Raw genomic sequence first — 13,390 nt, 5'->3', positions numbered from 1 at the left:
ATAGGTTTCTATTCCGGGAGGAATGTGGATGGACAACAGATTCTATTTTGGATTCAATACATCGGAGGAACGGAAAAAGCGCAGAAAAGCAGAGCTGTACTCCATGAGTGAGCAAGTCAGCACCTTCTTTTGGGATGAAGCCCCGCAGCATGGTTTGGAAATGCGTGAGGGACAGCAGGATATGTCCTTTGAGATTGTGGACGCCCTCATAAACGATCAGCATTTTGCGATTGAAGCTGGCGTGGGCATTGGAAAGTCCTTTGGCTATCTTGTGCCGGTGCTGCTGTACAGCAAACGCATGAACAAGCCGGTTATCATCGCAACCTCGACCATTGCGCTTCAAGAACAGCTCTGGCGCGATGTCCACGCGGTAATGCCCCTTCTTGGGCTGAACAGAGATGTTATCCTCGCAAAAGGACAGACCCATTATCTCTGCAACAAACGCGCAGATGAGTATATGTGTGACCCGAAAGCAGACCCACCGGACGCGATCAAAGAAGGAATCAAGCAAGGGTATGAGGAACGCAAGGATTTCCCGGAGGTTTTGCCGCAAGGAGTCTGGGACAAGGTAAACGTGCAGCGGTTCAGCATGAAGAATTGTGGCTCCTGTGAAAAGAAGTGCAAGTATTACAAAGTGCGCGCAGCATTAAAGTTTACGGATGGAGTGGTACTGTGCAATCAGGATTTTTTAACCCAGCATCTCATGAAACTCCGGCGCGGTCAGGAAGGGCTGATTAACGCCGCCGCTGATCTGCTTGTCGTGGATGAAGCACACAACTTGGATGATAAGGTGCGGAGTGCCACAACGGAGCGTTTCGGGCAAGGTATGCTCTTTGGAATGATTAAGAACGCATTCTATGAGCTGCGATCCTTTGACCAGAGCAGTGTGTCAGGTGAAAAGCGAGAGGCAGAGAGCGCAATCATCGCCTTCTATAACTGCCTGAAAGCACAAGTCCAAAAGCAGATCAACGAGGCAGAGCAGAATATGCGCTACGCTGACCGCTTTTTCTTCGACAACAATGGCAGTGCGATTGAACTGCTTACCGAGATGAACGCCGCCATACACAACCTTTCGTCCAGCATTCAGATTTATTCCAGCATGGATTTCAGAAACAACCGTTCCTTTGCTGCCTCTGATGATCTGGATGCCGTCAGCGAGTCCCTTTCAGAGCTTCTTGACCAGATAGACGATATGCTGATCTGGATTGAGCAGCACGGCAGCAACACGGAACTCGTCTATTGCCCTAAAAACACAAAAGAAATTGTGAGCCGCCTATACTTCAATGGTGATGAAAGAACCATCTTGACCTCTGCCACGCTGACGAACGCCACGAGCGGGTCTCTGGAAGAACAGTATTCTTACTTTATCAGCAATACCGGCTTTCCCGCTGGTGACCGCGGCTGCTTATCCGAGCCAAAGCCTTCCCCATATCCATACGATGAACACGCCATGATCTACTATTGCGACGATCTCCCGCACCCGACCAGAGAACATGAAGCCTTCATTGAAAAGGGTGTGGAGCGACTGCTTGAGATCCTGAGCATTTCCAACGGAAAGGCACTCGTGCTGTTTACGGCAAAGACCGACATGGAAGAGGTCTACTCCATTCTCAGTGAGAAAAATCTTCCGTACAAAATCTTGATGCAGCAGCCGGGATCGTCGCAGGACAAGGTGCTGAATGAGTTTAAGGAAGATACGAACTCCGTGCTTCTGGGGACGGGTGCATATTGGGAAGGTATCAGCATTGAAGGAAAAAGCCTTTCCAATGTCATCATTTTCCGGCTTCCGTTTCCTGTCCCCGATCCAATTATCGAGTATAAGTGTTCCGTTGCTAAGGATGCCCTGATGGATGTTCGTGTTCCCGAAATGATTATCAAGCTCAAGCAGGGCATCGGGCGATTGATCCGTAATTTCACAGACACCGGCATTGTCTGCATCATCGACCGAAGACTGCGGGACGAGCCGCCAGAACGCTATCATGACATCACATGGGACTCCCTGCCTATCAAGAAACGTACAAGCAGTCTGGACGAACTAAGGAAGTTTTACGAAGGTCTGCCCTCAGCCAAGGAATGATGGTACAAACGGCATTCTCTTCGGAAACATAGAACAGCCCCCAAAAAAGGACAATCAGAAAACGGAGGTGAATCATGTTGTACAATGAAAATCTGCGCGAAGAAGAACAACATCTAATCCAGCAGATCGCTGAACAAACAGAGAGAGGAAAAATCGACTGGGAACTAACAGAGTACAATCCGCTGTCCTTTCTGAATGAGGACAAGATAGACAAGAACCCAGCAGTAATCTGTCAGTCCTTCTCCTTTGAAGCGATCATCGGCGGATCCCGTTACGAGCTTGATGTCATGGAGAATATTGATGTGCCGTCCGGTATGGGAGACTACACCATAACCTTGACGCGGGATGAAACCGAAAATTATCTTAAAATTGAGGATGCGCTTTCCTTTGACTGTGACCGCTATGAATGCTCGCCGGAGGAAGTGGCAGAACGATTTGCGGATAGCCCCATTGTACGTCTCTGCAACGCCATCATTCCCACCACGCTTGAGCAGGAGGATTTAGAAGAGGTCTTCACATGGGCAAGGTTTTTCAACGAGGTCGGGATTTCTGCAAAGCTGATGAATCATCCGCTGACCAAGTTCTGTGAAAAGCTGTTCGACGAACACCGTCTGATGGACTTCCATCGCTGCGTCTTGGATGTGGACTATCGAAAGCAGCTCCTAAATGAACTGGCTCATAACTAAGACACGGAAAAACGCCCCCGACACTGTGCCAGACGCACAGTGCCGGGGGCGTTCCCGTTTCCAGCGATTTATTTTTCTCTCGGCAAGGAACCGTTCATGAGGTGACACTTTCCGTTTTACGAAGCCGCGAAAATTTGATGTGTTCCGTGGAGATGTTCACTGGGCAGCATACGCCGTACACGTTTCCAATAATCACCGAGTAGTGCAATGTGTATTCACTATCGGGAAATACTTCACGGTTTTCACAACGCTTGATTCAGGAGGAAATTTTTTGCCTCATTCCCGCGTGACATCAAGGGAAACCGGATTGATAACGATGATAGATTTGCCCTTTTTGTGGGCATATCTCACGGTATTCCCGGTACCGCTGGGGCATCCATTCCATACTGCGAGAATATAATCGGCATGATCTACCATGTACTGATTTCTCTTGTCCATGCAGTCCGGCGTGTACTCCCGTTGCAGCATGGTCTCCTTGTCACACTTTGCCGCGATATTATAATACCGTTCCCGTGAAGCCACAGACCATTTGATCGCTTGTGTCTCACAAGGGATTGCGCTTTCCAGAGTAATGTGAGGGTATTTTGATTTCAAATCGAGTACAATTTCCGCAGCGTACATATCGACGCCAAGAGCCATGCCGGTAATAAAATGCGTGACGCCCTCGTTCTCGATGAGTGCTACAATCTGATCCCGCATAACAGATTTCAAAGAAGTACAACGCTTATCGGATTCATCAAAGCCGAATGGAAGACTCTGCGGTCTATGACCGGTAAACGCACAAGTCTTGCCTTGAACGGATTGCTTTGCAGCTTTTTGAGCAGACTTTCTAAACTCAATAATGCGCGACATGACACCCCTTCTTTCACTCTTTTGGTAGGTAACTCCATTCTATCACCCTCATCACGGACAGTCAATGCAGTGTCGTTAGTAAAATCAACGACAGCGTACCGTGGATAATGACACCGCCGTTAGGTACACTAAATGCAAAGGTGGTGAGGCTATGCGAGAGAAGAAGGACATCAATATTGAAATCGGCGGCAATATTCAAGTGGCAAGAGAACAGGCGGGCTATACGCAGGACACGCTCTCAGAAATGCTTGGCATGACGCCGAATCACCTGAGCGCTATTGAGCGTGGTGCTTCCGGTATTTCTCTTGAAGCCTTGCAGCGTCTTTGCCGTTTGCTGGGCGTCAGTGCGGACCGAATTATCTTTGGGACCGATGAGCCAGAAGCGGAAGCCCTTGCGCTTGCCAGACGTATTTCGGATATAAAGCCGGAATACCGGCAACAGGTTCAAGAGCTGCTGTCCGCTATTTTGAATATGTCATAAAAAGAGCCTCTGCCGACACCCAAAACGGGCATCGACAGAGGCTCTTGGTTCGTTTTCCGGGCATTCAAACAAGTGCCGAAATCGACACTTATTTCCGCGCTAAAGAAGAAACTGCGCAGGGAATACAATCACTTAGGTTGGTCAATTTGCGCCGCTCTGGGGCTTGCTATCACAGGCTTTTTCGACCCCTAACTGTCTACACTGCGCCGCCTTGCGAGAGAAGTGCGGACAGGCGATGAGATCCGCACGGAAGCTCTGCTTGCAGCTATGGACGCAGCGGACGCAGAAGCGGTTATACTTCCGGCGTCCGCTGTCCCCGATGAAGAACGACCACTCCTGCCGCCATTTCTGACTTCTGCTCACAGTTCAATCTCTCCTTTGTGCTTTTTGGGAGGGCAGCATTCCTTCTGCTTTTCAGCCTTTGCAGACTTGAGCCTATCCATGATGGAGGACTTTTCGCCCCTTTCGGGGGCTTTGACCTCTGCGGTCTTGTCCTTCTTCGGACCGTTGTTGATGATCCCATCAATCATGCCGTAGTCATCCTCCATCGACATCTCCGCTGCCTTGAGGTAGTTTTCCTTCTCAAGTGCCGCCATCCAGCTTTCCTTGCTGATACCGAGCATTCCGCCCTTTGCCGCATGGTCGGCAATCTCCTTGCATCCACGCACAAGCCCTCGGTGTTATCTGAATAGAGACGGTAAACCTCGCAGCCCTTCTCCAAAGCCTTCTCAGCCGCCTCCTGACCGGCGGGCAGGACGCCAGCCCATGCGTAGCCGTAGTCCTTCATATCCTGAACGGAGAGCGCAGGATCGGGCATCTCCGGCACTTCCTTGACCTCAAGGTCGAGAAGGCGGAGCGTGTCATCGTCAAAGCCGTTGTAGACATCATCAAGGACGAGCTTGCCGCGCTCATCGACGATGATGCAAGCCGCCTCATCGCCGTAGGTGTCATGCTCCATCAAATAAAAGCTGTGACCGCCGACCTCGTGTTGATCAATGGTGTGCCACGTCCCGATGTGACCGGCAACCGTCAGACCGGAGGTATCGGCGTTCATCTCAAAGTCCTTCTGCTCGGTAGCTTCCTGCTTCTGCTGCTCCTTCGAGATCATGGGGATCGCCACAATCTTATCGCCCAGCTTGACAAACTGCTCCGGCACTTTGAAGTGGTCAGAGAACTTCTGCATCTGCTCTACGGTCAGAGAGCCGAAGCTGTCATCCGTCAAACCGACTACCATAAATGTTCCGGCAACAACATCGTAGATGTCACCGTCCTCATCACGCAGGGCGCGGTTCAAGGGCAGCCCTTCCAGCTTGCCTTCCTCGTTGCAGACTAAGGCAACCGGGTCTTCGTAGGGATAAATCGCCTCGATGTAGCCGCCGACTTCATGCTGCAAGGACTCCAGCCCGGAGTCAATCTCCTTCACATAAGGTTCCTTCCCCGGCTCAACGATGAGAACGGCGATGGTGCTGTCACGCTCGGCGGCTTCCCTGAGCCGGTGATCCGGTATTCGTCGGGAATATCGTCCAGCTCACCGTTAAACTGTCTGTCCCAGCGTTCGCTTGCGACGCGGACATAGCCTTCATCGGTGAAGCGTCCCTGTTCATCATAAGCGATGTCGTGACCATAGCGTTCATAGTCGATGTAGTCTGCCAGAGGACCGAGATCCTTTTCGGAGTAGATACCGGCTTCGTTGGCATAGTAATAGCCGAGGTCATATTCGTCGTTGATACCGGGCATGATGTCGTAGCAGTCCAGATTGAACGTCAGGTTGATGAGATCGTCGATGTCGCTGACCTCATCGCAGCCAGATTCCATAATGGCAACGAGCTTTTCCTGATCGCTCAGGGAAAGCTCGTCAATCAAGGCGGCGAGGTAGTTGAGCTTATCAAGGCTCTCGTACTCGCCAAGCATCTTCTGGACGCCGTAGATCGGGCATTCGTAGTCGGTAATAAACCACTCTTCATAGGGCTGACCGAACTCATCCTGCTTGCCGATCCCGATACGCTCAAAAACCTTCTGCATCTCTTCTTCGGTGGTGGGCAGCTTCACCCACTCACCGACCAGCATACCCTCGTTGTACTTGCCAAGGTTTGTGACGAAGGCTTCAAAATCACCGTCTAATACGGGCATAGGCATCCTCCTTTCAGTCATCCATCATGCCGTCCGGCATGATATACAGTTCCTCAAACTCTGCGTCCGTCATGGCTTCGAGCTTCCGGATGGTCTTATACATCAGCTCTGCGATCTCGCTGTCCATGTCGTTCAGGGTGACGCTCTTCATATCGTCGATCAGCCGCTTGCGGCTGGACGTATTGAAGCAGCACATCAGGTTGAGTTCTTCTACGGTAAAGTTTTTCATATCAGAGTACCATATCCTTTCCTTTCGATTTCTGCGGTTTCGGCGTGTGGGTCGGCTGTGCCTTCTGTGCGGATTTCAGCTTGTCACGGATGGATTCACGGGCAGCGGGCTTCTTCGGGATGGTGTCGTAGATGGCAGTTCCGGCATCCTCCACATAGGAGCGGACATACTGGATGCTTTCCGAAAAGCGGATGGGGCGGTTCTTGTCCTCGATGTTGGTCAGCCGGACTTCATCGGCGGAAAAATCAACGGCGTCGATTCTGCACTTGATGCCGTCCACATTCAGCGTCGCGCCGACAGGAATGTAATCTGCGGCTTTGAGTTCCTTGAAGGTCTCGCCGTCCTTGCTGAGAAAGACATCCACGCCGGACTGCCAGAGCTTCTTAGATGCTGCTACCCACGCAGCTTCACGGAAGCCAGTCACCGGCATGGAGGGCTTGCCGCGCACCTTCTTCTCAAGGAGTTTCGTGCCGAGCAAGGGCGCGGCTTTTTCCGCGTCCTTGCCGTACAGCTCAAAATAGCCGTTCTGGGCAAAGCAGACCAGCGCGTCGGGATGAGCCTTTTTGACCGCCTCGTACTTCCGAAGTTCTGCAACGGGCAGAGGCGAAAGCGTCTCTGTCCTTCCTGCATCCGGCAGTCTGTCACGGCGGGTTTTTTGCTTGGACAGCACTTCCGCCAGAGCCTCCGCATCCTTTGGGAGCGTCTGGTGGGTTTTGACGCCGCCATGCTCACCGACCAGAGCCATTGCTGCATCGAAGCTACTGCGGCAGGGTGCGTCCAGCACATAGCCGTCTGCGAAGGTCAACCGGTCATGATCCGGCGCAACCGCGTTCTGCGCCACATTTGCCGCCTGTTCCCGGTAGTTGATCTCAAAGACATCTCCGAAGGCCTTGCCGCGCTTAACGGCTTTCGGGATGATGACGCGGGCAATGCACTCGTCGTAGGTCTGTTCCGCATAGAAACGGAAGGTGTTGTGATCCCGCGTTCCCTGAATAAAGACCTGATTTTCATTGAGGCAGTGCGTTCCATGCGGACGGCAGAACCACATCAGTGTTTTGTCTTCGGGACTCCGGCTTTCGGCAGCGCGGCGGATGATACGCTTGTCGATGTCGAAGTCTTCCTTGTAGCTGTCTACATGATCGTCCACGAGCTTCTGCAGCTCCGCAATGATGTCAACGTCTGTGTATTTCTTCATGCGTCTCCTTTCTCACAACTCCATGTCGTGCGTTTTGGATTTGACCGGGGACTTCTTCTCCGGCTGCGTTTTCGCGGCAGCTTTGAGCTGATCACGGATGGAGGGCTTTTCCTGTTTCTGCTCCTGCTTGACGTATTCCAGCGTCGGCATCAGCTCACGGTAACAGCCTTGCGTTTTCCGCGTCGCATGACGGCGATGGATTTTGAACAGCGGCTCGCCATTCTGCGTAACCGTGTTGCCCTCGATCCTGACGCCGTTCCGTGCCAGCAGATTGAAGGAATGGTTAGAGGCGCGATAGGACGCCCGCATACCGTCGTTGTTATAGGCAATCTGCCCCTTGAGCGTATCCATGACGGCGGCTTTGATCTCCTTCTCTTCGGCAGTCAGGCGGTGCGCTTTCGGTGCTTTTGCCGCTTCCTCCGGCAAGGGGGCAAAGGGAGACTTGACCTCCACGGTTTTTACCTCAATAGAGGTAATCTCATCGTTCTCCCACGCAACAACCTCCGGGTCTCTTTCCCCTGTTTTCTCAGAAGCGACTTCCTTCTTAGGTTCGGTCTGCTGACGGAACGCATCCACGAAAAGTGCCGTCAGTCCGGGATTGGGTTTATCCACAAGGAAGCGGGAGGCATTCTCCGGGCAGACCTCAACACTCTTTGCCCACTCCTTGAGGGGCTGCGGAATGCGCCCGTCGAAGTCTTTCTGCTGAATGGTGTTTGCAAGGACATATCGGACGCGCTCCGGAGAGAACTGCTCAAGGACGCTTTTCACGGCAGCATCCGCATCCAGACGGTTATCACCGTAGTTAGAGCTGATCGCCGCTTCAATCGCCCTGCGGCATTCCTCGTTTGCCGCAAGGGAGGCGCGATATGCTTCCATCTCACCGGCTTCATAGGCGTAATTTGCCGTCTCACGGTAAATGGGTGCTTCCGGCATCGGCTCTGCGGGCGCTTCGGTATCTTTCTCTGCGGACTGCGCTTTCTCTGCCAGCAGTACCTTGAGCTTGGCGTCAATGCCCTCGATCATCTCAGCCGCCGTCTTGCGGATAGTGTCCAGAGAGCTTTTCAGCTCTTTGGTTTCCTTGCCGGATGACCAACCGGCGATGTAGCCAAAGGAGTAGTCCGAGGTTTCAATGCCGTAACGCTGACAAACCGTGTAGGCTACGCTTTCTGCCTCAACCTCTTTGGTGTGACGATCTTTCTTATCTTCGGGAGCGGCTTTCTCGTCAGGCTTGAAGGCATGGAGCTTGGCGTGAGCGATCTCATGAATGGCGGTTTTGACCGTCTGGATTTCGCTCATGCCCTCCTGAATGGCAATACGGCTTTCAACCGGAGAGAAGAATCCCTTTGCGCCGCCCGGAATATCCTCAAAGGAAATAGGGACGGGAGATTCCTGCCTGAGCGCGTCGAAGAACGCCTCGTAGTTTTCGACGGTGCCTTTCAGCTCATCGACGATAATGTCCGGAAGCTCCTTGCCGTCCGTCTGGGAAACATCAAAGACACTGACCACCTTGAAGGCAGGACGCAGGACTTCGACCGTTTCCGTGACAGTCTTTCCGTCTGCACCGATCACCGGCTTCTGCGTCACAGGATCAATTTTCTCGCGCTCTTCCTGCGCCTTGTACGGCGCGGGTGCAAGAATCTTGATGCCCTTTTCGCCCTTCATGACCTGACGGTCAAAGTTGCGCTGCCACGAGGTATAACCGGCAACATAGGTTGCCTCCGGCTTCTGCATCGCAATGAGCAGCGTGTTGTTGAAGGAATAGTTGTAGAACTTGGACATCGTGCGGAGATATTCCTTGAACCGCTCGGATTCAAAAAGCTCCTTGATGCCCTGTTCCAGCTTGTCCGTGATTTCGCGGACTTGCTGTGCATTTTTGTTTTCAGCCATCTCAAACCTCCATTTCTTATTTGCTTTTGTGCGAAGAAAACCCCGTCTGGGATTTGCTCAGTAAACGAGCCTTTACCTCAGACGGGGTTTCTCTGCGCGTCATCCGACGATGGAAGATGTTATCCTCGTTCTCCCATTCAATCAGCCGATCAAACATATCCGGGTGCTTTGTGACCATGTGCAGCAGCTCCGAGTCGCTTGTGTTGGGACAGAACCAGCAGCCGTTTCTTCGGCAGTGAGCGTAGATCGGGGAAAGCAGCCCGTGTTCCTGACAGAGCTTGTAGGCGTCCGCCTCCGTCATGCCGTACTTGGCAAGCAGACTGACCTTCTTCACACCGTCCAGACGCGCAAGGCGTTTTGGCTCATCCTGCGCGATACCTACATAGCTCACAGTGTCCGGCGAGAGCGCGGCATTGTACTTGCGGACGGGCGGGATTTTGCAGTCCCGATTGACCGCGCACATTCCAGCCCACGCAAAACCGCGAACCTCGCCCTTATGAGGTCCGCGGGTGATGACATGATGGAACACGTCATCGTAGGTCTTGTCCGCATGGAGAATGGTGAACTTGATGCCCAACTCTTTTTCGCAGAAGGGCTTGAGCCGGTCATAAATGAAGTCCCGGTGTTCCGGGACTTCGCCGCTTGTGTCTTTGTCGAACATGACTTCGCTGAAAACCGCCTCGTCCAGCGGCTCGTTGTGCTGCGCAGCCAGCAAAAGCGTCGCTACGCTGTCTTTGCCTCCGCTGCATGAAGCAACATACTTTGGGCGGGTCATCGATCAAACTCCATCTTGAAGCTGACGTATTTGCCGCCGCAGTCATCCAGCTGGATCACTGCATCGTAGAGCTGGGGCTTCTTCGGCGTGTAAAGCCCGGTCACTCGGCACCAGCCCTTGTCCAGCAGCTCCTTTGCAATCCTCTTGGTCAGCTTCTTTTTCTTGCTGGAAAAGAACTTGTTGTCTTCCCACAGGCAGAAGGAGCATTCCTTGTTCGAGCAGTAGAAATTGCCCTTGCCGACGTAGACCGGAGAGCCGCAGCGGGGACATTTGCCGATTTCCTCCTTACCCGTGCCGAAACGCTGGGCTTCGGCATCGGAGAGAAACGGGTAGGCTTTCACGAGATCCCCGGTCATCTGGACAATGCCGCTGAGGAAGGCGTCTGCATCCGCATTGCCGCGCTCAATCTCCATGAGCGTGTTTTCCCATTCCGCCGTCATTGCGGGAGAGGTGATCTGTTCCGGCAGGACGCAGACAAGGTTGCAGCCGTCCTTCGTTGGAATGAGGGACTTTCCTTTACGCTCTGCAAAGCCGGATTTCACCAGCTTTTCAATGATACCGGCGCGGGTTGCGGGAGTGCCGAGACCTTTCTTCTCGGTGTCATCGTCGAACTGATCGTTTCCGGCAGTCTCCATCGCAGACAGGAGCGTGTCTTCCGTGTACTGCTTCGGAGGCGTCGTGAAGTGTTCCGTAACACTGGCGGACACGCTATCCAGAATATCGCCCTCGTGGACTTCGGGCAGGGACTTCACGGGATCGTCCTTTTCCTTTGTCTTGAGGGATGCCTTGAACAGCTCTTCGACGGCTTTCCAGCCGTTTTGAACAACGGTCTTACCCTTGGTTTTGAACGCATAGCCTTCGCAGGAGAGCGAGATCTGCGTTTCTGCGTAGGTGTGCTTCTCGCCGGTCGCACACAGAAGGCGCATCCCGACAAGATTGAGAATTTTCTGCTCCGACTGAGGGAGTGCGGAAACATCCTGCTTTTCAAGCTGGACGGTCGGGAGAATGGCATGGTGATCTGTGACCTTGCTGTTGTCGGTTACGCGGGAAATGTCCGGAGTAACCGAAACACCGGAGAAAAGCGGAAGCTGGCGGCAGACGATAGAAATGACCTGACGGGCGGTGTCCTCCATATCATCCGTAATAAACTGGCTGTCCGTGCGCGGATAGGTCAGGAGCTTCTTTTCGTAGAGTGTTTGTACGAGATCGAGCGTCTGCTGGGCGGTGAAGCCGTAGTAGCGGTTAGCCTCGCGCTGCAAGGTAGTCAGATCATAGAGTTTCGGAGGATTGACGGTTTTCGTCTCCCACTTGAGAGAAGAAACGACGGCTTGCTTTTTCTCGCAAGCCGCCGCAATTCTTTTTGCTTCCTCTTCGGTTTTGACCTTTTCCAGATCGGCGGTCAGATCGCCCTTGCCGACGTGGACGTTGAAATACTTCTCCTTCTGGAAGGTTGAGATTTTCCCGTCACGCTCCACCAGCATTGCAAGGGTCGGCGTCTGGACGCGCCCGACCACCAGCTTCTTATGATAGAGCGTGGTGAAAAGGCGGGTGCCGTTGATGCCGACAATCCAGTCTGCCTTCGAGCGGCTGAGTGCCGCTTCATAGAGACGGTCATATTCCTTGCCGTCCCGGAGATGGTTGAAGCCTTCGCGGATGGCGGAGTCCTCCAACGAGCTGATCCACAGACGCTTGAAGGGCTTGGTGCATCCGGCTTTGTTGTAGACCAGCCGGAAGATCAACTCACCCTCGCGTCCTGCATCGGTTGCGCAGACAAGCTCAGTGACGCGCTTGTCCTTCATGAGAGAGGACAGCACCTTGAACTGCTGGGCTTTTTCCTTCGTGATTTCAAACATCCAGCTTTCCGGAACAATGGGAAGATCGTCATACCGCCACTTGGCATACCGCTCATCGTAGGAGCTGGCGTCTGCCAGCTCCACCAGATGTCCGAAGCACCACGAAACGATGTAATTGCCGCCTTCCATGTAGCCGTCCTTGCGGGACGTTGCGCCCAGCACCTTTGCAATGGACTGGGCAACGCTGGGCTTTTCGGCAATGACTAAGATCAATCCTCATCACCGTCCGTTTCAACATCCTCCGCAATCTGCGGCTCTTCATCCTCGTTGATGTACGGCTCTTCCTCGTAGCCTTCATCGTCGAAGAAGTCCAGATCCTCGTCCTTGGGCTTTCTGCCCTTGACGAACTTGATGTAGTAATACGCCGCGCCCGCAGCTCCAACAAGGATGAAGACGATAAGAACCATACCGACATTGGATTTCTTTTCAGGCTTGGGAGCAGGGACGTCGGTTTCTGCGTCCTTGTCCGGCTCAGGCATAGCGGGAGCTGCGCCGGTGCATTCGCTCATGTTATTCTTGCAGACCGGGCAGTCGGTGTTGACCTGACCGGCAGCGCACTTTTCCTTGCAGTTACAGGTGGTCAGAGCAGCCGCGGTATCTTCGTCCAGCAGCGCAAGCAGATCGCTTTCATCGACCATGTTCAGGAAGTACGTCTGGTACTGTTCCTCGTCCTCATTGATGGGCGCATCGTAGTCGATGACAATGAAGAAGGTGTTGCCGCTCTTCGTCTGGACTGTGATGAACTGCTTGTTGGTTGCCTTATCATAGAGCAAGTCGCGGGTGTAGGCGTTGCCCTCATCGTCAATCGGCTCACCCTTCGGCTTTTCCGGCGCGGGAGTAGTCTCAGGCTGCTGTTCCGGCTGGGTTGCCTCCGTAACGGGAAGGTTCTGCTCGGTATCATCGGCGTAGGCAAACGCCGTCACCGAGAAGCAGGACAGAACCATGACGCAGACCGCAAGGATGGTCAGAAAACGAAACTTCTTACGCATTGTCGATTACCTCCGTATTTTCAGCGGGCTTGGTGCCGCCCTTCATGGAAGACAGGAATGCCATGATCTGATCCTTGTCCATCACCATAGAGCGCACAGTATTGATGATTTCAAGGTTTTCCAGCTCTGTCTTCTTGTCGTACAGCTCCTTGAGCTGTCCTTCGATTTCGGACTTCTTCTTTTCAGCCTTCTCGATGTCAGAGAGGACCTTCTGATACTTGGGATTCATGCAAAAC

General features: G+C 53.1%; 12 protein-coding genes and 1 pseudogene. 3 read left to right on the top strand and 10 right to left on the bottom strand.

Annotated features, from left to right (window positions below; all coding sequences use genetic code 11):
* The first annotated feature begins 28 nt into the window (after positions 1–28).
* Positions 29–2,077 (top strand): ATP-dependent DNA helicase, encoded by a 2,049-nt coding sequence (locus tag PXT33_RS13360; RefSeq protein ID WP_332376771.1) that lies wholly within the window; start codon positions 29–31, stop codon positions 2,075–2,077.
* 74 nt (positions 2,078–2,151) lie between these two features.
* On the top strand, positions 2,152–2,763 hold the full coding sequence (locus tag PXT33_RS13355; RefSeq protein ID WP_332376770.1) for a hypothetical protein: 612 nt from the start codon (positions 2,152–2,154) through the stop codon (positions 2,761–2,763).
* 276 nt (positions 2,764–3,039) lie between these two features.
* On the opposite strand, the gene PXT33_RS13350 is transcribed toward PXT33_RS13355, so the two are convergent.
* Positions 3,040–3,615 carry an SLOG family protein gene (locus PXT33_RS13350; RefSeq protein ID WP_332376769.1) on the bottom strand — a complete coding sequence of 192 codons (576 nt, stop codon included), beginning with the start codon at positions 3,613–3,615 and terminating at the stop codon, positions 3,040–3,042.
* Positions 3,616–3,766: 151 nt separating this feature from the next.
* On the opposite strand from PXT33_RS13350, the gene PXT33_RS13345 reads away from it, so the two are divergent.
* Positions 3,767–4,096 (top strand): helix-turn-helix domain-containing protein, encoded by a 330-nt coding sequence (locus tag PXT33_RS13345; protein WP_006573527.1) that lies wholly within the window; start codon positions 3,767–3,769, stop codon positions 4,094–4,096.
* Positions 4,097–4,237: 141 nt separating this feature from the next.
* Here PXT33_RS13345 and PXT33_RS13340 read toward each other — a convergent pair whose 3' ends face one another.
* From PXT33_RS13340 to PXT33_RS13300, 9 genes and pseudogenes are all read right to left on the bottom strand, one after another.
* Positions 4,238–4,459, bottom strand: a complete 222-nt coding sequence (locus tag PXT33_RS13340) for a hypothetical protein (RefSeq protein ID WP_035394658.1) — start codon at positions 4,457–4,459, stop codon at positions 4,238–4,240.
* A pseudogene (locus PXT33_RS13335) lies at positions 4,456–6,247 on the bottom strand (antirestriction protein ArdA). The gene PXT33_RS13340 and the pseudogene PXT33_RS13335 overlap by 4 nt, the downstream one beginning before the upstream one ends.
* Positions 6,240–6,455 (bottom strand): transposon-transfer assisting family protein, encoded by a 216-nt coding sequence (locus tag PXT33_RS13330; protein ID WP_332376767.1) that lies wholly within the window; start codon positions 6,453–6,455, stop codon positions 6,240–6,242. Before PXT33_RS13330 ends, PXT33_RS13335 begins: the two are co-directional and overlap by 8 nt.
* A gap of 1 nt (position 6,456) precedes the next feature.
* Positions 6,457–7,650 (bottom strand): DNA mismatch repair protein MutS, encoded by a 1,194-nt coding sequence (locus tag PXT33_RS13325; protein ID WP_332376766.1) that lies wholly within the window; start codon positions 7,648–7,650, stop codon positions 6,457–6,459.
* A gap of 12 nt (positions 7,651–7,662) precedes the next feature.
* Positions 7,663–9,537 (bottom strand): DUF3849 domain-containing protein, encoded by a 1,875-nt coding sequence (locus PXT33_RS13320; RefSeq protein WP_332376765.1) that lies wholly within the window; start codon positions 9,535–9,537, stop codon positions 7,663–7,665.
* A gap of 16 nt (positions 9,538–9,553) precedes the next feature.
* Positions 9,554–10,312, bottom strand: coding sequence for a phosphoadenosine phosphosulfate reductase (locus tag PXT33_RS13315; protein ID WP_332376764.1), 759 nt, complete (start codon positions 10,310–10,312; stop codon positions 9,554–9,556).
* A complete protein-coding gene (locus PXT33_RS13310) occupies positions 10,309–12,378 on the bottom strand; it encodes a DNA topoisomerase 3 (RefSeq protein WP_332376763.1) in 2,070 nt (689 codons plus the stop codon). The genes PXT33_RS13315 and PXT33_RS13310 overlap by 4 nt, the downstream gene beginning before the upstream one ends.
* Positions 12,375–13,154 carry a DUF4366 domain-containing protein gene (locus PXT33_RS13305; RefSeq protein ID WP_332376762.1) on the bottom strand — a complete coding sequence of 260 codons (780 nt, stop codon included), beginning with the start codon at positions 13,152–13,154 and terminating at the stop codon, positions 12,375–12,377. Before PXT33_RS13305 ends, PXT33_RS13310 begins: the two co-directional genes overlap by 4 nt.
* Entirely contained in the window at positions 13,147–13,383 is a 237-nt protein-coding gene (locus PXT33_RS13300) for a DUF4315 family protein (protein WP_006573549.1), read from the bottom strand. The genes PXT33_RS13305 and PXT33_RS13300 overlap by 8 nt, the downstream gene beginning before the upstream one ends.
* Positions 13,384–13,390 lie beyond the last annotated feature (7 nt).

The organism is Faecalibacterium taiwanense, assembly GCF_036632915.2.
Classification (GTDB): domain Bacteria; phylum Bacillota; class Clostridia; order Oscillospirales; family Ruminococcaceae; genus Faecalibacterium; species Faecalibacterium taiwanense.
This window is presented reverse-complemented; position numbering and strand designations above follow the sequence as displayed.

Coding starts and splice junctions, on each gene's coding strand:
- PXT33_RS13355 (WP_332376770.1), top strand. CDS start 2,152: ATGTTGTACAATGAAAATCTGCGCGAAGAAGAACAACATCTAATCCAG.
- PXT33_RS13330 (WP_332376767.1), bottom strand. CDS start 6,455: ATGAAAAACTTTACCGTAGAAGAACTCAACCTGATGTGCTGCTTCAAT.
- PXT33_RS13325 (WP_332376766.1), bottom strand. CDS start 7,650: ATGAAGAAATACACAGACGTTGACATCATTGCGGAGCTGCAGAAGCTC.
- PXT33_RS13360 (WP_332376771.1), top strand. CDS start 29: ATGGACAACAGATTCTATTTTGGATTCAATACATCGGAGGAACGGAAA.
- PXT33_RS13320 (WP_332376765.1), bottom strand. CDS start 9,537: ATGGCTGAAAACAAAAATGCACAGCAAGTCCGCGAAATCACGGACAAG.
- PXT33_RS13305 (WP_332376762.1), bottom strand. CDS start 13,154: ATGCGTAAGAAGTTTCGTTTTCTGACCATCCTTGCGGTCTGCGTCATG.
- PXT33_RS13315 (WP_332376764.1), bottom strand. CDS start 10,312: ATGACCCGCCCAAAGTATGTTGCTTCATGCAGCGGAGGCAAAGACAGC.
- PXT33_RS13345 (WP_006573527.1), top strand. CDS start 3,767: ATGCGAGAGAAGAAGGACATCAATATTGAAATCGGCGGCAATATTCAA.
- PXT33_RS13300 (WP_006573549.1), bottom strand. CDS start 13,383: ATGAATCCCAAGTATCAGAAGGTCCTCTCTGACATCGAGAAGGCTGAA.
- PXT33_RS13350 (WP_332376769.1), bottom strand. CDS start 3,615: ATGTCGCGCATTATTGAGTTTAGAAAGTCTGCTCAAAAAGCTGCAAAG.